We start from the raw sequence: 19180 nt of genomic DNA, 5'->3' as shown, positions 1-19180 counted from the left end.
CCGGGCAGGCCAAGGGGTGCCGGCGGCACGCTGCGGCCTGATTCAAAAAAAGAAAATTCCTACCGCGCACTAAGACTCCAGTAACTGCCCACTGAAGCGATTCCTCGCTAGATTCGCGCTCGCCATCCAGAAGAAAAGGAACTTCTCATGTCGAGCCAAGCCGCACGCGGCTACCAGCAGTCGGTGGATGACTTCGCGCACCGGCACCGCCACCCCGATGAAGCCTTTTACCTGCTGCTGGCCCCCTTCGCTGGCTGCCCGGGCGGGCACCCGCTGGACATCGCCAGGCTGGCCGAGGCGCTGGGCAGTGACGCCGTAACGCGCATCGACAGCAGCGGCCTGGTGCAGGCCCCTGAACGCTGGCCTGCGCTGGTGCGGCTGGCCCGCCCCGGCCAGGCGTGCGGCGCGCTGGCCGCATTGAGCGCAACCTACGCCGCCCGAGAGGCTACGGCCACCTGGCACTACGTGTGTGCCTGGCTGCTCAGCGATCAACCCGCCGATGCCATTGCCCGGCATATCAGCCAGCAGTGCCATGTGCTGCATCAGCCCGCCCCGCATGGCATCACGGCCTGGTACGAACCCGTGAGGCTGGCGTTGCTGCGCGTCACCCTGAACAATGCTGGCGCAGTACTCGGGCCGATTCGCAGCTGGCTGCATCCCGATGGTTGCGGCAGTTGCACGGTGCTCGAACGGCCATCGCCGGCTGGCGAGCTGCGCATCACCCGGGAAGTCCGCGCAACCCAGAGCGTCGCGCCACAGATCATTCAGTTGCTCAGTGCCTGGCATCGCCTGGCGACCGCGCAAACTGGCGCCACCCGTGGCCAATGCCCAGGCTCATCCGGCTTGCCGGCCAACGCGCCCGTCCATGTCATGAACCTGATGATCAGGGCCTTCAAGCAGGGCCTGCGCGACCGTGGCGATATCCAGTGCATGTGCCTGCACCTGCTCATGGTCCACCCCTTGCTGCTGGAGCACCCGACCATCCAGCGCGATGTGGCACGGGCGGTGGCTGGCCAGCAACGCCTGGCAGCCTGCTTCGCCCGCTACGGCGACAGTGCCTGGGCACGCATGGTCGCCGACCTGCCGCAGGCAGGAGGCTACTCATGAGCATCAGTGCAACCATCCATGCCGCCATGCAGGAAGAAATCCCCAACAGCCACGGCGGCTGCAACGCCTGCGGGCGTATTGGCCTGCCCATCCTGCTGCTGCGCGAGGCCTATGCCCCGCGCCCCGATGCCGGGCACCTGTTTCGCTGGGCCAGTGACAGCGAAATCACCTACCACCCGATGCACACCGACCAGCTCCGCCTGTTGCGCCAAGGCTACGTTTACGTACTGCTCGACCAGGCCACCTGGCAGGCCTACGCAGTGGCGGCCGATGCCACCTTGCAGCGGTTTCCGGTATCGCAGATGCCGCTGGGGCCGCCCAGGCCATTGCCCAAATGGTGTGCCACCGCAGGCCATGACGTCATCGCCTCGTTCATCAACATCGACACGTCGCTGTACCGCACCGCTTGGGTTGCCTTCGCCAACGATCCGTGGCCGCGCACCGTGCTCGACCGCTACCGCAAAGCCATCGCCCAGTCAGACCCGGCTACCCTCGCCCGCTTCGTCGAAGTCGACCTGCACCGTGCACGCAACGACCCCGCCAGCCTCGGCATCGCCATGACCGACAGTTTCCGCTTCGGCATGGAGGGCGTGCTCGAGTTCTCCACCTTTTCATCGGCCCGGTTCACGAGTGCTCACGGCTTCTACAGCCGTTTGGGTCGGTGGTCCGAAACCCACAACTATCTGCGTACCGTCATTGCCCGGGAACAATTGCCAAACGGTGTGCTGGCGCTGACCTTGCCCGACCCCGTCGGCATGGTGGTGGAACTGAACGCTCAGCGCACAGGTTGGGTCCAGGCCATGCAGGCATGGCGCGCGCAGCCGCAGCGGCACTTCGAGTACTTCACCTCCCAGGCGTTGCTGGGCATCCAGCAACTGCATGCTGCCACGGCCGCCGCACAGGGCGCCGAGGCAGCTGAGCGTAAGGCACGCCAGGTCGAGCAGTGGAACGACAGCCCCGTCGGCATCAAGGCGCACCTGCCGCCAGTGGATATCGCAAGGCAGACCCGCCGCAACACCGCCCGCAACCAGGAGCAGGCCCGGGACCGCTTGCAAGCGCGCTACGACGAAAGCGCCCGCGCGGCGTTCCAGGCTGGCTACGACCGTGAACTGAACCACTGGCAGTCGATGATCGACCAGGTTGGCCAGCTGTACGCGCTGCACTACGCCCAGCCGGTGTTTCACCAGATCGGTCGCTTCGACTACGACGCTGCCGACCCGGTCTCGGTCGAGTACTTCATCCAGATGATGGCCGACTGCCTGGCCGGGGGCCCTAGCGAACTGATGCCCGAGGAAGGTCAGCCGCTGGGTATGACGCAGCTCGTCTGGCAGCACCTGCTGGAAGACGAGCACAGCTTGTTGTACCAGGCGCTGATGGCCAGGAACCAGACGCTGCTGCAGCACGTGATCGGCGGCTTGGCAGGCGACGACTTCGGCAAGGTCTACGACATCATCAAAGCCATCGCTGGCACCCCCGAGGGCCAGTTGCTGATGGTCAAGCCGCTGCGGGATGCCATCGGTCAACTGCTGGCCGCGACCACCAGCGCAGGGAATACGCTCGCCCAGCACCTCAGCGAACGCAGCCGCACCCTGGTCGGCCATGTGCACCGGGCGGCTTTCGCGCTGTATGCCGGGCAGCACGTAACCCCGCTGCGCGTTTCATTGACCGTCGGCGAGTACCTGAGCGTGCTCGACGAGGCCCTGCAAATCCGTACCGATGCATTTCTGCAGCAGGTCGACCAGCAGTTCCGCGACCCCGTGGGGCGCAAGGTCCGCGCCATGGTGCTGAGCGGCGCAATCAATATCGCCGCGGTCGGTAACCGCAACCAGATGATCGACGTGGTGCTGTGGACCTTCGAGGGCGCCGAGCAATTACAGGCACGGTTGGTCCAGCTGAAAACGTCGACGGCCGAAGGTTTCGGCGCGCTGGTGCGCAATGTGGCGATCGGTGCAGCCTCGGTAAAGGCACAGGTGTCTGCCGGGCTGCAGATCAGTTCGGTGGCGGCGCAAAGCGTGGCCAGCGATGCAATGCGTAGCCTGCGGGATGCGGCGACCGGTACGGGCAGCGTCGGCCTGCTGCTTGCGCTGGGCGGGCTGTGGTTTCAGCAGGACAGCCTGCGTAGAAACTACCGGGCGTTACAGCAGACCCATCAGCACAACCCCGAGGCGCAGGCGGCGGTCTGGTCTTCATCGCTGGGGGTGCTGGGTGCCAGTGTTGAGGCCGCAGGACTGGTTGTTGCGCAGGTATTCGCACGTACACAGCGCCCTGGGCAGATACTAACGGCGGGTTTGGGCATCAGTATTGCGCGGTACGGCGGCGGCATCGCGGCGATGGCTGGTGTTATGGATGCCGTGCAGTACTGGAATGCCGGCCTTCGAACTGGCCGTGAGGGTGATGAGTTAGCGAGCCTCTCATACAAGCACGCAGCCGCAGCATCAGTACTCTCTGCTGGCGCTGGCATTGTTAGCGCCGTATTGACGACCTCTCTTCTCATCGCGCTAGGCACTGTTGTTTTATTTGGACTGGCGGCCTACGTACTGGCGATAAACGCCAAAGACCATGAGTCTTCATTGTTAGAGCTGTGGACACGACACAGTAAATGGGGAAAGCCAGAGGGCCATCGACGCTGGATCGAAGACAAAGACCTCGACAACGCTGTTAGCGCATTCAATGCAGCAGTCATTGGTCTACACGCTTACGTGTCGATCGAAACGAGATTTCATTCCTCCCACACCGCAAATACGCCATATTCAGCAGGAGGGATGCTTAATGACGGAAACGCTGTTGCGGCGGGCTTCTATCTAGACGTAGATCTCAGTCTGCCGAACCCGACCTCCGAATTGACGCAGTACGAATGGCATCTTGTAATAATCCCATCACGCGTTGGTCAACCATGTTGCATCGCCGCTTATAACTCTGATACTGGGAGAATCGAATGCAACTCAAGAGCTTCAGAAGGTGTCCTCGCTGAGCCTGCGAGTCTCGATAAACACTTTATCTTCAGAGCCCTCGACAGAACCATTCGCATCACTGGTTCACTTCCCCTTTTGGACAATCATACTATAGAGGGGATAGAGTTGACTCTTGCCTATTGGCCCAACAGACACGATAAATCGAACCATGCAAAAGTGATAACACTCGAGAATAAAATTAATTCCACCTGGAGTATCTTCTAATGCCCCGGCCGCTACTGAATCCCCCTTGTGCTGGTTGGAAGGAAGACCTTCCCCTACCCGATGCTCCCTGCACAAGTATACCTGGCTTAGGTTACCAACCCCCAAACCACCAAGATTCAATCTACCTTGAAATAGCTAGAGCTATAAGCGGAGCCAGGGAATTAACGGCCATAATTTCACTGCCCGTTATTTTTTTCACTGCCTACTTACCCATTGAGACAATAAAAACTCTCGAACAATTTGACTTTGAGTTCCTAATCATTAGCATTTTTTCATTAGTCAGCGGAGTATGGGGATCCGTTTTTTTCATTCGAATCAGTCTATCTCTCCCCCGCGACGAACCCATTCGTTTCAATCGTAAACGAAAAAAAATCTACGCCTACAACTTTAAATACTGTTGGTGGAACCCCTTTGGAACCTGGAAAGTCGAGCCAGTCTGCTACGACTGGTCGCAAGTGCGCGCCGAGCGCTGGTTTCAGCGTGGCCTGCCGGGAAGCGGTGCGCCCAGTTTCAAATGTGGGGTCATGCTGTCCATCGTCGCACCCGGAACGAACAACGTCATCGACCGGTTTCCCCTGAGTACCATGGGGGCGGATCAGCATGCCTGGGCTTACGTCTGCACTTACATGCAGCATGGCCCCAGCGCCTTACCCCCACCTGGGGAGCCGAAGGATCACAACGACGTACTCTGGTGTGAGTTCGCCTTGCGCCTGGCCCCTAAAGTGGAATGGCCAGCCGAAATGGACCTGGAGTCAAGAACAGCCCCTTGAAGTCACCCGATGCTCAATTCACCGGGCGAAGAACCTGTTCCACCCCAGGCAGCCGCGTGGTCGGCGCTGCGTGGTCCAGCCGCAACCAGCGCGACTTTCCGCTAGGCAACAGGCGCCACCAGCCTGTAACCCACCCCCGCTTCGGTGATGATGAAGCGTGGCGCCGTGGGGTCATCGCCTAGTTTCTGGCGCAGGTGCCCGACCACGATGCGCAGGTAATGGGTATCCTCCACATGGCTGGGCCCCCAGATATCCTTGAGCAGTTGCTGCTGGGTCATCACTCGCCCCGGGTGCCCGGCCAGTAACGCCAGCAGCGCGTACTCCTTGCGTGTCAGCGCCACCTCCACGCCCTCCAGGGTTACCCGGCGAAAGGCGAAGTCCACCGTCAACGGCCCGAAGCTGGCCTTCACTTCCGAGCCCCCGGCTTGCGGCACCTGGCGCAATAACGCACGGACCCGGGCGAGAAATTCCTGGATACCGAACGGCTTGGTCACATAGTCGTTGGCCCCACCATCCAGCGCATCGACCTTCTGCAGCTCACTGGCACGCACTGACAGCACCAACACCGGGACCGAGCTCCATTCCCGCAGCTCCCGCAACACCTGCTGGCCGTCCATGTCAGGCAGGCCCAGGTCCAGCACGACCAGGTCCGGCTTGCCCAAGGCCGCCTGGGCCAAGCCTTCGGCACCGGTAGCCGCCTCGAGCACCTTGTAGCCTTGCGAGGCCAGGCTGATACGCAGGAATTTGCGGATCTGCGGTTCATCGTCGATAACCAACAGGGTGGCGGGCTGGCTCATGGGCTTTCACTTTCGGCTGCAGGTTGCGGGGGCAGCGGCAAGCATAAAGTGATGCCGGTGCCCTGGCCATCAATGCCTTCGCCCACCAGGATCTGCCCGCCATGGGCACCGATCATGCCCTGGCAGATGGCCAGGCCCAGGCCAGTCCCCTGCCCGCCGCGATCGCCCCGGGCGGCGGTGTAGAACATGTCGAAGATCTTTTCGCGCTCGCCCACGGGAATGCCCGGCCCTTGGTCGCTCACGGTCAGGCACAGCCGCTCGTCCTGCACCGCCACCCGCAGCTCCAGCCGACCATTGGCCGGCGAGAAGCGCGCAGCGTTCTCCAGCACATTGACCAATGCCTGCTCGATCAATGCCGCATGCACGAACAGCAGCGGCAGATCGCCAGGCACGTCGGTGTGCACGCGAAGCGGCGCCAACACCACGCGCAGGCGGTTGAGCGCACTGCCAACGATATCGGCTGGCGCCACCCAGTCGCGGGCCAGCTTGAGGCCACCGTGCCCCAGGCGTGTCATGTCCAACAGGTTCTGGATGTAGCGGTCCAGGCGCTCGGCCTCGTCGCGGGTGCCCTCCAACAGCTCGCGGCGGTCGTCGAGCGGAATCGCTTCGCCCAGCGCCAGCAAGCTGTCGATGCTGCCGCGCATGGCCGTCAATGGGGTGCGCAGGTCGTGGGATACCGAAGCCAGCAAGGCACTGCGCAGCTGCTCGGTCTCGCCATGCAAGCGCGCGGCTTCCAGTTGTTCGGCAAGGCGGGCACGGGCCAGGGCCTGGGCCAGCGGCTGGCCAAGGGCGATCAGCAGGCGCCGACGCGGGTCGCTCAGCGGCTGGCCTGAGCGTGGGCGCACGCCCAACAGCGCCAGCGGTTGCTCATCCACCGCCAGTGGCCACCACCACCAGCGCCCCTCCGGCAGGGTGTCGCTGCCGTGCCCGGCGGCCTGCCCGTGTTGCCAGGCCCAATCGGCGGCGGCCCGCTCGGTGGCGCTGAAGCCCTGGTGCTCGCCGCTGGCCACCTGCAGTTGGCCATCGGCAGTGCGCTGCAGCAGGCACACTTGCAGGTCGCGCCAGCCGCCCAGGTGCTGCCCGGCGGCGTTGAACACGGCCTGGCGGTCAGTGGCCACCGTCAGCCTGCGCGACAGGTCGAGCAATTGGCTGGTCTGCGCCTGGGTTTCGCGCAGCGCCTGCAACTGGCGGCGCTGGCGGGCGGCCAGGTTGCCGGTAAGGGCGGCCATCAGCAGGAAGAACACCAGCGTCAGCACATCTTCTTCGCGCTGGATGCTGAACGAGAAATTGGGCGGAATGAACAGAAAGTCATACGCCAGGAACGACAGTGCCGCGCAGGCCAGGGCCGGCCCCAGGCTGCTGCGTACCGCCACCAGCAGCACCGCGGCCAGAAACACCAGCGAGATGTTCGGCAGTGCCAGCACGCTCGACACGGCCCAAGCCAGGCCTGCGGCCATCCCGGTGGCCAGCAACGCCAGCAGGTAGTGCCGCCAGACCCACACCCGGCGCACCGCCGAACGCGGCGCCGAGGGCTGTACATCGCGGTCTAGCACGTTGATTTCCAGCCCATGGCTTTCACGCAACAGCCGGGCAGCCACCCCTGCACCGAACCAGCGCCGGTGCACACGGTCGCGCGACTGGCCGACCAGTACCAGGCTGGCGCGCCGCTCGGCCGCATGCTGGATCAGCGTGCGCGCCACTTCACCGGCACGCAGCAACACCACTTCGCCTCCCAGGCGCTCGGCCAGTTGCTGGGCCGCCTGCAGGCGCTGGCGGGCTGCCTCGTCACGCAAACGGCCGTTGTCCACGTGCACCAGGCTCCACGGCAAGTGGCGGCGCTGGGCCACGCGGCTGGCGTGACGCACCAGGCGCTCGGCCTGGTCATCGCCATCCACACCGACCAGCAGCCGGCCGCGCAACGCGGGGGCTGCCTGCCCGCGCTGGCGGTAGCCATGGGCCAGGTCGGCATCGACCTGGGCGGCGGCCGTCTGCATGGCCAGTTCGCGCAGAGCGGTGAGGTTGGTTTGCGAGAAAAACGCATCGATGGCGGCCCGCGCCTGCTCGGGCACGTACACCTTGCCTTCACGCAAGCGCTCCAGCAGCTCACGCGGTGGCAGGTCGATCAGCACCAGCTCGAAGGCTTCCTGCAGCACCCAGTCAGGCAAGGTTTCGCGCACGTGCACGCCGGTGATGTCGCGCACCTTGTCGTTGAGGCTTTCCAGGTGCTGCACATTGACCGTGGTGTACACGTCGATGCCCGCGGCCAGCAGCTCCTGCACGTCCTGCCAGCGCTTGGCGTGGCGGCTGCCGGGGGCGTTGGTGTGCGCCAGCTCATCGACCAGTGCCAAGGCTGGCGCACACGCGAGCAGGCCGTCGAGGTCCATTTCCTCAAGGGTGACCCCCCGATACTGGCTGCGCAGCATGGGCTGCTGCAACAAGCCGGCAAGCAGCGCCTCGGTTTCGCCACGGCCATGGGTTTCGACCACCCCGGCCACTACCTGCACACCCTGGCGTTGCTGGGCATGCGCGGCTTGCAGCATGGCGAAGGTCTTGCCCACCCCCGGCGCAGCACCGAGGAACACCTTCAGCCGGCCACGGCCGGTGCGCGGCAGGGTAGCCAACAACGCGTCTGCACGCGCGGAATCACTCATGTTTCATCCTTTGCTCTTGCTGGCGAGTTTTTCCAGGGCCCGGTTCAACGCCAGCACATTGACCACCGGCGGGCCGATCAATGGCCTGAGGGTGGCCTCTTCCTGCAAGGCTTGCAAGCGCGCCACGGGCAACTGCCGCGCCGCTGCGACCCGGGGAATCTGATAGGCCACCGCCGCCGGTGGCAGGTGCGGGTCCAGGCCGCTGCCCGAGGTGGTCAGCAGCGCCTGCGGTACCGGCCCTTGCTGGGCCTGGTACAGCAGCGCCGCATCGCCCTGGACCCGCGCCACCAGCGCCGGGTTGCTCGGCGCAAGGTTGCTGGCGCTGCTGGCCACGGTGGCGTAGGCGCCTGCCGAAGGCCGTGAATGGAACCAGCCATCGCCCTGGAAGTTCTGGGCAATCAGGGCCGAACCCCGCACCTGGCCCTGGTCATCGCGCACCAGGCTGCCGTTGGCCTGTACCGGGAAAGCCACCTGGGCGACTCCGGTCACCACCAGGGGGTATAGCGCGCCAGTGATCAAGGTCATCGTCAAGGCCAGGCTCAAGGCAGGGCGTAGATAAGCGTTCATGGTGGCCTCCTCAGACAAGGTGCAGGGCGTTGAGCAACAGATCGATCAGCTTGATGCCGGCAAACGGCACCACGATGCCGCCCAGCCCGTAGATCAACAGGTTGCGCCGCAACAAGTGGGCAGCGCTGGCCGCCTGGACCCGCACACCCCGTAGCGCCAAAGGAATCAGCACGACGATGATCAGGGCATTGAACACGATGGCCGAAAGGATCGCGCTTTGCGGGCTGGCCAGGTGCATCAGGTTGAGCACCCCCAACTGCGGGTAGATGGCAGCGAACAGCGCCGGCAGGATGGCGAAGTACTTGGCCACGTCATTAGCGATGGAAAAGGTGGTCAGCGCCCCCCGGGTCACCAGCAACTGCTTGCCGACCTGCACCACGTCCAGCAGCTTGGTCGGGTCGCTGTCCAGGTCGACCATGTTGGCCGCCTCGCGCGCCGCCTGGGTGCCGTCATTCATGGCCATGCCTACGTCGGCCTGGGCCAGCGCCGGGGCGTCGTTGGCACCGTCGCCGCACATGGCCACCAGGCGGCCGTCGTTCTGCTCCTGGCGAATGCGCGCCAGCTTTTTCTCCGGCGTGGCCTCGGCCAGCACATCATCCACCCCGGCCTCCGCTGCGATGGCAGCAGCCGTCAACGGGTTGTCACCGGTCACCATCACGGTGCGGATACCCAGCTTGCGCAATTCGGCGAAGCGTTCGCGGATGCCAGGCTTGACCACGTCCTTGAGGTGGATCACCCCAAGCAGGCGCTTGTCCAGGCACACCAGCAAGGGCGTGCCACCGCTCTGGGCGATGCGTTCAACCTCACGGGCCAGCGCTGGCGGCATGTCCAGGCGCTGCATGCCGACGAATGCCAGCACCGCATCGACGGCCCCCTTGCGGTAGCGGCGCTGCTGGAAGTCGATGCCCGACAGGCGCGTTTCGGCACTGAATGCCACGGCTTCGTAGTGCCCGGCAGGGGGCTCGACAACGTCATGCAACTGACGCAGGTACTCGACGATCGACTTGCCTTCTGCGGTGTCGTCGGCCAGCGAGGCCAGCAGGGCGCCCTCCCCCAGTTCCCGCGCGGTTACCCCCGGTGCAGCGTGCAGCGCGCTGCAACGGCGGTTGCCGAAGGTAATGGTGCCGGTCTTGTCGAGCATCAGGGTATGCACGTCCCCGGCCGCTTCCACGGCACGGCCCGAGCGGGCGATCACGTTCAACCGTACCAACCGGTCCATACCGGCAATGCCGATGGCCGACAACAGGCCACCGATGGTGGTGGGGATCAACGTCACCAGCAAGGCAGCGAGAAAGATCAGCGGCAGGCTGCCGCCGACGAAGTGGGCGAATGGCTGCAAGGTCACCACCACGATCAGGAAGATCAGCGTCAGCCCGATCAGCAGGATGTCGAGGGCGACTTCATTGGGGGTTTTCTGCCGCTTGGCACCTTCGACCAGGGCAATCATGCGGTCCAGGGTGGACTCGCCCGGGTTGCTGGTGATGCGGATCAGCAGCCAGTCGGAAACCAGCCGGGTGTTACCGGTGACGGCCGAGCGGTCGCCACCGGATTCACGAATGACCGGCGCCGACTCACCCGTGATCGCTGCCTCGTTGACCGCTGCGATCCCTTCGAGCACCTCACCATCGGCGGGGATCATTTCACCGGCCACCACACGCACCACATCGTCTTTGCGCAAGGCGCCGGCAGCTACCGTTTCATAGTGGCCGTCACGCTGACGGCGCTGGGCGGTCAAGCCTTGGCTGCCGGCCTTGAGGCTGTCGGCGCGGGCTTTACCGCGCCCTTCGGCAAGGGCTTCGGCAAAGTTGGCGAACAACACGGTGAACCACAGCCACAGGGCAATCTGCACGGCCACGCCGCGGCTGACGCCACTGCCAGGGGCAAAACACAGTACCGTGGTCAGCAGCGCCGTCACCGCCACCACCAGCATGACCGGCGAGCGCTGCAACTGGCGTGGGTCGAGCTTGACCAAGGCCTGTACCAGCGCTGGGCGCCACAGCGCCGCAAACCGGGTCTGGTCTTTGGCACTGTGCCGGGCTTTCATTTCAGGAATGGGCATATTCATGGTCGATCCTCAAAAACCCAGGCTCAAATGTTCGGCGATCGGCCCAAGGGCCAAGGTCGGCAAAAATGTCAGGCCACCGACCAGCAGGATGGTCACCAGCAGCAGGCCGGTGAACAGCGGGCCGTGGGTGGGGAAGCTGTTGACTCCAAGGGGCGCGGTCTTCTTGGCCGCCAGGCTGCCGGCCAAGGCCAGTACCGGCAGGATGTAGCCGAAGCGGCCGATCAGCATGGCCAGGCCGATCATCAGGTTGTGGTACACCGTGTTGGCACCGAACCCGGCGAACGCCGAGCCGTTGTTGGCGGCACCCGAGGTGTAGGCGTACAGCAGTTGGCTGAAACCATGCGCCCCCGGGTTGCTGACCGCCCCTGCCGGGCCCGGCAGGCTGGCAGCGATGGCGCCAAGCACCAGCACACCCAGCGGCATCACCAGCAGCGTGGCCACCAGCAACTGCACCTCACGGGCCTGCAGCTTCTTGCCCAGGTACTCCGGCGTACGACCAATCATCAGCCCGGCCAGGAACACGGCGATCAACACGAACAGCAACATGCCGTACAGCCCTGCGCCGACACCGCCAAAAATCACCTCACCGACCATCATGTTGACCATCGCCACCATGCCAGTCAGCGGGTTGAGGCTGTCGTGCATGGCATTGACCGAGCCATTGGATGCGGCAGTGGTGGTCACGGTCCACAGTACCGAAGCGGTAGTCCCGAAGCGGCTTTCCTTGCCTTCCATGGGGCCGCTCTGCTGGACCTGTTCGCCTGCAAGCGCCGGGTTGGGCTGGTGCTCGGCCCACAGCGCCGTGCTGCCGCCAATCAGGAACAATGCGAGCATGCAGGCAAGGATGGCGCGGCTCTGGCGCAGGTCCTTGACGTAGTGGCCGAAGGTGAACACCAGGGCCGCCGGAATAAGGATGATCGATGCCACCTCGAACAGGTTGCTCCAGGCCGTGGGGTTCTCGAACGGGTGCGCCGAGTTCACGCCGAAAAAACCGCCGCCGTTGGTCCCCAGCTGCTTGATGGCGATCTGGCTGGCGGCCGGGCCCAACGGGATACTCTGGTCGGCACCTTGCAGGGTCAACGCGTGGGCATAGTCGGCAAAGGTCTGCGGCACGCCCTGCCATACCAGCAGCAGCGCCAGCAACAGGCACAACGGCAGCAAACCGTAAAGGGTGGCGCGGGTCATGTCGACCCAGAAGTTGCCCAGCGTTGCGCTGCTACGCCGGGCAATACCGCGGCACAGCGCGACCAGCACGGCCAGGCCCGTGGCGGCGCTGACGAAGTTCTGCACCGTCAGGCCAAGCATCTGGCTCAGGTAGCTGACCGACGCCTCGCCGCTGTAAGCCTGCCAGTTGGTATTGGTGACGAAGCTGACGGCGGTGTTGAATGCCAGCGACCATTCCTGGCCAGGCAGGTGCTGCGGGTTGAGGGGCAGGTAGCCCTGCAGCAGCAATACCGTGAACAAAAGCAGGAAGCCGGCCAGGTTGAAGCTCAGCAACGCCAGGGTGTACTGGCGCCAGTTCTGCTCTTGGCGGGCATCCACCCCCGCCAGCCGATAGCAAGCCTGCTCGACCGGGCCGAGTACGGGTGACAGCCAGGTACGCTGGCCTTCCATAACCTTGAAATAGAAACGCCCTAGCCAGGGTGCCGGCAGTAGCACCAGGGCGAAGAATGCCAGGAGCAAGGCGTAGTCGTAACTGTGCATGGCCGCTCCTTAGCCGCGATCGGCGCGCAAAAGCGCCACCAGCAGATAAAACGCCAAGGCCACTGCCAGTAGCAGTGACAGCCCGTCGAGCATGTTCATGTGTGGTTCTCCCCGAGATGCGGCTTGGGCCGCTTTGGGGAATTGTCCGAGGAAGGGGTGTAAAGGAACGAGATGGAGGGGCAGCGAGGGGTATAAAGAATGCGTAAAGATCAGGGTGTCGAGGCCGCGGCGCGGCCCGCTTCGCGCACGCCTGCGCGAAGCGGGCCCGTACAGGCTAGTGCTGGGGCGGTTGCTCTACGGCGTTACGGCTCCAGTCCAGCAACAGGCTGTAGCCGACCGCCAGCAAGGTAGGCCCGATGAACAGGCCAATGAAGCCGAACGCCAGCAGGCCGCCGAACACGCCCAGCAGTACGATGACCAGCGGCAGGTTGCCGCCCCGGCTGATCAGGTAGGGCTTGAGCACGTTGTCCACGCCACTGATGACGAACGTGCCCCAGATACCGAGGAACACCGCCATGCCGTACTCGCCCTTCCACACCAGCCAGGCGGTGGCCGGGATCCAGGCCAGTGGCGGCCCCATGGGAATCAGGCTGAGCATGAAGGTCACCAGGCCGAGCACAATGGCCCCCGGCACGCCGGCGATCAGAAAACCGATCAACGCCAACAGCGCTTGCGCCGCGGCGGTACCAATCACCCCATTGACCACCCGCTGCACGGTGGCGGCCACCAGCTCCAGGTAGTACGCGGCACGGTCGCCCATCAAGCGGTGCAGCAGGCGCAGCACGAACGCCGACAAACGCGGCCCGTCACGGTAGAAAAAGAACACGAACACCAGGCTGAGTGTGAGTTCCAGCACGCCGCTGCCGATTTGCGCGCTGCGCGCCAGCAACCAGTTGCCAACCTGCCCCAGGTGCGGTTTGACCGAGGCCAGCAAGGCTGCCCCCTGCTGGTCCAGCGACTGCCACCAGCTGACCAGGCGCTCGCCCACGAACGGCAGGCCCCCCAGCCAGGCCGGGGCATCTGGCAGGCCGTCGACCTGCACGTCACGGACGAACGCGGTGGCATCACGGATGTGGTCGGCCAGGTTGAAACCCAGCCACACCAGCGGTAGCGCCACGATCAGGATCCAGGCCATGGTCAGCAGGCTGGCCGCCAGGGTCTCGCGCCCCCCCAGTACCCGTGTGAGCAGGCGCATCAACGGCCAGCTGGCAAAGGCCAGGATAGCGCCCCACAGCAATGCCGATATGAACGGTGCCATCACCCAAAGGCCGGCCCCCAGCAACGCCAGCAACAGAATCTGGACCAGCAGGCGATCATTGTTGACCATCGCAGCACCCGCTCAACGAATCAGTTCAAGGTGCAAGCCAGTGGTAGGCGCAGTGCCCACTTCAAGGCGACCGTTGCGCACCCCGGCCTTGATCAGCGCCTCGCGCCAGGCTTCGGCCTGAACGCCGCTGAGGCTGGCACGCAGGGTACTGTCGAGGTTCAGGCTGCGTGCCAGCAGGTTGGCCCAGGCAGGCTGGGGTGCCGCCAGGTCCGGGTAGTCGAGCTTGCCGGTATCGCGCATTTCGCGCAGCACCGTGGCCGCCGTGGGCAGCAAGTCGCCCAACGGGCTGTCGGCGACGAACTCTTCCACATGCAAATAGGCGCGGCGGTTGCCGCGGGTAACGCTGTACAACGCAACCAGAGTGTCGGCCTGTTCTGCCGAACGGCGCAGCAGAATGAACGCCTGTTGTTCGTCCCCCCCGTTGAGGCGGGCATTGGCAAACACCTCGTTGGCCCACAGGCTGGCCTCGCCGCAATCGCGGCCCTGGCACCAGAACAGCGGGTAACCACCGTCGCGCTGCAGCGCCTCGCGGGCGCTGGTGAAGGCTTCGCGGGCGGTGCGTTCGACCGGCAGCTCGTAGGTGACCGAGCTGACCTGGCCACGGCTTTCGACCTTGTCGTCAACCCGCAGGCGGCCGCTGATCTTGCGCAATGGGCCCAGCGGGTAGACCCGCTCCTGCTCCACGGCCGGGCGCTGGTCGACCACGTTGGCGTCTGCAGGCACCGGCAGGCTGCCAGCCCACAGCAGCGGGCTGGCCAATGCCAGGCAGGCAGCTGCAACGGTGCGGATGGACAGGGGCGCGCTCATCGGCGACCCAGGCGGCGCCGTGCGCCGAGGTGAAGCTCCAGGTTGTCTGGCAATTGCATGGTTGTCTCCCTTTCAACCCGCCAAGCCTCGACACTTGTCCGGTGCAAGTCAAGCAAAGCCAAAGAAGCGATTGAAACAGTCTGCGACAAGGGCCGCGCCCTGCTCATCGTTCAAGTGCAGGTGGTGGCCACCCGGCAGTGTCATTTGCTCAAAGGGTAGCTGCTCCAGCAATGCGGTATGGCGCACCAGCATCCCGTCGGCGGCAATCACCAGTTGCGCCGGGCAATTCACCCGGCGCACGTAGGCCATGGCCTGGGCGTCGCTCAGGCGCAACGGCGAAGGCAGGGTCAGGCGGCTGTCGCTGCGCCAGCTGTAGCCCCCGGGCACCGGCATCAGCCCGCGCTGCGCCAGCAGTTCGGCCGCTTCCCGGCTTACCGCGACCATGCCCTTCATGCGCGCCTGCACACCTTGCTCGAGGGTGGTGTACACCGATTTGCGCTTGCCATCCAGGCGCAGCTGCGCCAGCAACGCCATGCCCAGGCGCTCACCGGCATCCTGCTCGGCGCCGGTGGGTGGGATAACGCCGTCGATCAAGGCCAGGTGGCTGACGCGCTCCGGCAACGCACCGGCCACTTGCACCGCAATGATGGCGCCGAGCGAATGGCCCAGCAGGGCGAAACGCTGCCAGCCCAGTTGCTCGGCAACCCGCAGTACATCGTGGGCGTAGTCGGCCAGGGCATAGCTGGCCCCTGGCGGGCGGTGCTCCGAATAGCCATGCCCAGCCAGGTCCAGGGCAACGATGCGCAAGCCGCGCAACAGCGGCGCCAGGCGGGCGAAGCTGTTGGCGTTGTCCAGCCAGCCATGCAGGGCGATCACCGGCAGACCGTCCACAGGCCCGAACAGGTGTGCGGCCAGTTCGATGTGGCCCAAACTCAGGCGAACTTCCTCGACCTGCGCGCTCATGCCTGGCCCCAGCGGTCGAACAGGCCCTTGAGCAGGCTGGCGGTATCGGCAGGCCGCTCCAACGGGAACATATGCCCCCCTGGCACACTGTGATACTCCCCTTGCGGCATGCCACGCACCGCCAGGGCATGGTGGCGCCGGATGACCTTGCTGCGGTCACCGCGCACCATGGCCAGCGGCACCTGCAATTGTCGCGCCGGGGCGGGGCTGGTATGCGGGATACTGCGGTAGATGCTGATCTCGGTGGCCGGGTCGAAGCGCAGTTGCAGGCCCTGCTCCATCGCCTGCAGGCCATGCTCTAAGTAAGCGTCCAGGCAGTCGGGGTCGAACTGGCGAAACAGGGACTTGCCGGCGAAGTACTCACGGGCACTGTCGCGGTCCGTGAAAAGCTGACGGCGCCCCAAGGTGCGCCCGGCCGGGGTGATGCGGTCGATGAAGCCGAAGCGCTTGGCGGTGCGCAGCAACCATTGGTCTGCACGGGTCAGCACCGGAGAGTCGAGCATGACCACCCCACGGTAGTACTCGGGGCAGCGCAACGCCGCGTGCAGGTGCAAAACCCCACCCAGCGAATGGCCTACGCCCCACACCGGCTGCTCCTGCTGCGCCAGGTGGTGCAGCAATTCATCGACCAGGCTCTGCCAATTGTCATCCACCGGAAAGCGCGGGTCATGGCCGTGCTGAGCCAGGTGTTGGACCTGATAGTCCGGCGCCAACGCGGCGAACAGCTTGCCGTAGGTGGCCGAGGGAAAACCGTTGGCATGGGCGAAAAAGATCTGCTGCGACATGGCGCCTGATCCGGACGGGAATGATGGCCCATTGTCGGCATGGCGAGCCGGTTCGGCAATGCCCGGAAAGGTCATCGGCGGCGGCTATCAGGCCATGAAGCGTGGTCGAAACTCTCCAGTGAACGGCGAAGGCAGGCCTGCATGTAGGCCAGTTGGCTCTGCAGCGCCTCACGGGCCAGGCGCTGGTCCTGGTGATCCAGCTGCAGCCGGCGCAGGGCCAGGCAGCTGGACTGCAGTAGATGGGATACCCGCAGGCAGGCATCCTGCAGGGTCTGCAGGTCGTGCTCGCTCTGTTGCCGGGCGATCGGCCCCGGCACCCCATAACCCTCGACCTTGCGCATCAGCTGGTAGAACTTGGCGTCGGCAGCCTCGCGCAGCAGGCTGTACTGGGCGAAGTCCAGCGAAACGCCTTGGTCAACCTGGTCTATGGTGGGTTGCAGGTCCAGGGAGCACAGCAGCTCCCACATCGCACCGCTCATGCATCGCTCCCTGACTGCTGGTTTTCGGGCAACGCTATCAAGCAGTCGAGGCGCGCGACAACTGGCAAAAATGTCAGTTGCCATCTCGGTGTATTGGGGCCCCAGGCCCCCGCAAGCTCAGGCAGGGGCGTTGAGCGCCTTCAGGGTCATCAGCCCGGCCAGGGGCCACTCCCCTTCCAGCTCGGCCAGGCTGGCCGTGCTCATGGCCGCTGGCTGTTGCAGGTGGCCATGTTGCAACAGCCCGACCAGGTTGCCCACCAGCGGCTGATGGCTGACCAGCAGCACATGCTCCAGCCCCAGCCGCTCGATTTCGCCGATGACCTGCTGCACATCGGCCTCTGGTGTGAGCCAAGGCACGGTGCGCAGTGGCTCGGCAAACCCCAGGGTCTCGTGCACCAGCGCCGCAGTCTGCTGGGCCCGCACATAAGGGCTGGCGATGATCGCCTGCAATGGCTGCCCCAGCAGGTGGGCAGCGCTGCGCACCACCTGCTCGCGGCCATGCGCAGTCAGGCGCCGTTCGGCATCGCTGTTGGCCCGCAGTTCGGCCTCACCGTGGCGCAGTACCCACAGTTTCACAGCTTGGGCTCCTCGTCACGCACAGGGTGCGGGGCCGGGGCTACGGCGTGCGGCGCCTCGCCTTCCGGCGCACGCGCTGCTGGCCAATCGGCGAACGGCCAGGGTTTCTGGTCGGTATGGAAGGTGCCGAAACGGCCGATCTGCGCCAGGTACTGGCTCAGGCTGTCGCCGAAATTCATCAGGCTGGCGCTGGGGGCACCATACACCAGGCGGTAGACCAGCTGCACCAGCACCAGGCCGCCCAACAGCAATTCAGCCAGTTGCCAAACCACCAGGAACACCAGCATCCACAGCACCCGCAGGATGATCGACTCGCGTTGGGCGCGCTCCGGGGTATCGTTCATGTACCGCTCCTTGCTCTGTTCGGCTCAGTTGAAGCCGCTGATGGAAATGAAATCGACGTCGGTCTTGGGCTCGGCACGCATCAGGTGCTCGATGACCTGGTTCAGCGTGCGGCCCTCGAACAGAATGGCATGCAGGCCCGCCACCAGCGGCATGTACACCTGCACCTCCTGGGCCTTGGCCTTGAGCACCTTGAGCGTGTTGACGCCTTCGGCCACTTCGCCCAGGCGGGTAACGGCCTCCTCCAGGCTCTGGCCCTGCCCCAGTGCGAAACCCACCTGGTAGTTGCGGCTTTTGGGGGACGAACAGGTGACGATCAGGTCACCGACCCCGGCCAGGCCCAGGAAGGTCATGGGGTTGGCGCCCAGGCTGACGGCAAAGCGGGTCATTTCGGCCAGGGCACGGGTAATCAGCATGCTCTTGGTGTTTTCGCCCATGCCCAAGGCCACGGCCATGCCGGCGATGATCGCATAAACGTTCTTCAGCGCCCCGCCCAGTTCCACGCCAAATCGGTCGGCACTGGCGTAAACGCGGAAGGTACGCCCGTGCAACACCGTTTGCACCTGCTGGCACAGCGCTTCGTGTTCGCTGGCCACTACCGTGGCAGTCAACGCGTGCTCGGCAATTTCGCGGGCCAGGTTGGGCCCGGACAACACGCCGATGCGTGCCTGGGGGGCGATCTCTTCGAGGATCTGGCTCATCAGCTTGAAGCTCTGCGCCTCGATGCCCTTGGTCAGGCTGACCAGGCCCTTGCCGCGCAACAGCTCGGCATGCGGCGCCAGCACGCTGCGCAATGCGCTGGATGGCAGGGCCACGAACACCAGCTCGCTGGCTTGCAAGGTGGCCAGCAGGTCATTGACCGGTTCCACCCCGTCGTGCAGGCGAATGCCCTTGAGGTAGCGCGGGTTTTCACGATTGACACGCATGGCCTCGGCCTGGGCCGGGTCGCGCATCCATTGGCGCACCGGCACACCGTTTTCCGCCAGCAGGTTCGCCACGGCGGTACCGAAGCTGCCGCCGCCCAGAACTGCAACAGGTTGCTGTTCAGTCATATTCAATCCGTT

The 19180-nt window shown here is 64.8% G+C and carries 17 protein-coding genes; 3 read left to right on the top strand and 14 right to left on the bottom strand.

Features of this window, described 5'->3' with window-relative positions:
- Positions 1-147 precede the first annotated feature (147 nt).
- Genes AACG97_RS09650 through AACG97_RS09640 form a run of 3 tightly spaced genes read left to right on the top strand, consistent with a single transcriptional unit; the run spans position 148 to position 5053 of the window.
- Positions 148-1107 carry a hypothetical protein gene (locus tag AACG97_RS09650; protein ID WP_197886013.1) on the top strand — a complete coding sequence of 320 codons (960 nt, stop codon included), beginning with the start codon at positions 148-150 and terminating at the stop codon, positions 1105-1107.
- Positions 1104-4283 carry a T6SS effector BTH_I2691 family protein gene (locus tag AACG97_RS09645; protein ID WP_225785719.1) on the top strand — a complete coding sequence of 1060 codons (3180 nt, stop codon included), beginning with the start codon at positions 1104-1106 and terminating at the stop codon, positions 4281-4283. Before AACG97_RS09650 ends, AACG97_RS09645 begins: the two co-directional genes overlap by 4 nt.
- The gene (locus tag AACG97_RS09640; RefSeq protein ID WP_318782722.1) at positions 4283-5053 is read left to right on the top strand and encodes a DUF6708 domain-containing protein; all 771 of its coding nucleotides are present in this window, start codon (positions 4283-4285) and stop codon (positions 5051-5053) included. The genes AACG97_RS09645 and AACG97_RS09640 overlap by 1 nt, the downstream gene beginning before the upstream one ends.
- 101 nt (positions 5054-5154) lie before the next feature.
- On the opposite strand, the gene AACG97_RS09635 is transcribed toward AACG97_RS09640, so the two are convergent.
- From AACG97_RS09635 to AACG97_RS09570, 14 genes are all read right to left on the bottom strand, one after another.
- Entirely contained in the window at positions 5155-5850 is a 696-nt protein-coding gene (locus AACG97_RS09635) for a response regulator (protein WP_009683157.1), read from the bottom strand.
- Entirely contained in the window at positions 5847-8501 is a 2655-nt protein-coding gene (locus tag AACG97_RS09630; protein ID WP_054904239.1) for a sensor histidine kinase, read from the bottom strand. The genes AACG97_RS09635 and AACG97_RS09630 overlap by 4 nt, the downstream gene beginning before the upstream one ends.
- A gap of 3 nt (positions 8502-8504) precedes the next feature.
- Positions 8505-9068, bottom strand: coding sequence for a potassium-transporting ATPase subunit KdpC (gene kdpC / locus AACG97_RS09625; protein WP_047149930.1), 564 nt, complete (start codon positions 9066-9068; stop codon positions 8505-8507).
- A gap of 10 nt (positions 9069-9078) precedes the next feature.
- A complete protein-coding gene (kdpB, locus tag AACG97_RS09620; RefSeq protein ID WP_033690476.1) occupies positions 9079-11133 on the bottom strand; it encodes a potassium-transporting ATPase subunit KdpB in 2055 nt (684 codons plus the stop codon).
- Positions 11134-11142: 9 nt separating this feature from the next.
- On the bottom strand, positions 11143-12837 hold the full coding sequence (gene kdpA / locus AACG97_RS09615; protein ID WP_125854605.1) for a potassium-transporting ATPase subunit KdpA: 1695 nt from the start codon (positions 12835-12837) through the stop codon (positions 11143-11145).
- A 9-nt stretch (positions 12838-12846) separates the two neighbouring features.
- Positions 12847-12936: a K(+)-transporting ATPase subunit F gene (kdpF, locus tag AACG97_RS09610; RefSeq protein ID WP_033690477.1), complete on the bottom strand. Its 90-nt coding sequence runs from the start codon at positions 12934-12936 to the stop codon at positions 12847-12849.
- 175 nt (positions 12937-13111) lie between these two features.
- Positions 13112-14164: an AI-2E family transporter gene (locus tag AACG97_RS09605; RefSeq protein ID WP_047149931.1), complete on the bottom strand. Its 1053-nt coding sequence runs from the start codon at positions 14162-14164 to the stop codon at positions 13112-13114.
- Positions 14165-14176: 12 nt separating this feature from the next.
- A complete protein-coding gene (locus tag AACG97_RS09600) occupies positions 14177-14971 on the bottom strand; it encodes a DUF4892 domain-containing protein (RefSeq protein ID WP_047149932.1) in 795 nt (264 codons plus the stop codon).
- 108 nt (positions 14972-15079) lie between these two features.
- The gene (locus AACG97_RS09595) at positions 15080-15934 is read right to left on the bottom strand and encodes an alpha/beta hydrolase (RefSeq protein WP_009683168.1); all 855 of its coding nucleotides are present in this window, start codon (positions 15932-15934) and stop codon (positions 15080-15082) included.
- Entirely contained in the window at positions 15931-16719 is a 789-nt protein-coding gene (locus AACG97_RS09590; protein ID WP_009683169.1) for an alpha/beta fold hydrolase, read from the bottom strand. The genes AACG97_RS09595 and AACG97_RS09590 overlap by 4 nt, the downstream gene beginning before the upstream one ends.
- Positions 16720-16790: 71 nt before the next feature.
- Positions 16791-17198 (bottom strand): hypothetical protein, encoded by a 408-nt coding sequence (locus AACG97_RS09585; protein WP_009683170.1) that lies wholly within the window; start codon positions 17196-17198, stop codon positions 16791-16793.
- A gap of 117 nt (positions 17199-17315) precedes the next feature.
- Positions 17316-17774 (bottom strand): phosphohistidine phosphatase SixA, encoded by a 459-nt coding sequence (gene sixA / locus AACG97_RS09580; protein ID WP_009683171.1) that lies wholly within the window; start codon positions 17772-17774, stop codon positions 17316-17318.
- A complete protein-coding gene (locus tag AACG97_RS09575) occupies positions 17771-18118 on the bottom strand; it encodes a DUF4389 domain-containing protein (RefSeq protein ID WP_029887739.1) in 348 nt (115 codons plus the stop codon). Before AACG97_RS09575 ends, sixA begins: the two co-directional genes overlap by 4 nt.
- Positions 18119-18142: 24 nt before the next feature.
- Entirely contained in the window at positions 18143-19168 is a 1026-nt protein-coding gene (locus tag AACG97_RS09570) for an NAD(P)H-dependent glycerol-3-phosphate dehydrogenase (protein ID WP_009683173.1), read from the bottom strand.
- Positions 19169-19180 lie beyond the last annotated feature (12 nt).

The organism is Pseudomonas sp. Nvir (assembly GCF_963778085.1).
Classification (GTDB): Bacteria; Pseudomonadota; Gammaproteobacteria; order Pseudomonadales; family Pseudomonadaceae; genus Aquipseudomonas; species Aquipseudomonas juntendi.
The sequence above is the reverse complement of the archived record's forward strand: the minus strand, read 5'-3'. Positions and strand labels throughout refer to the sequence as shown.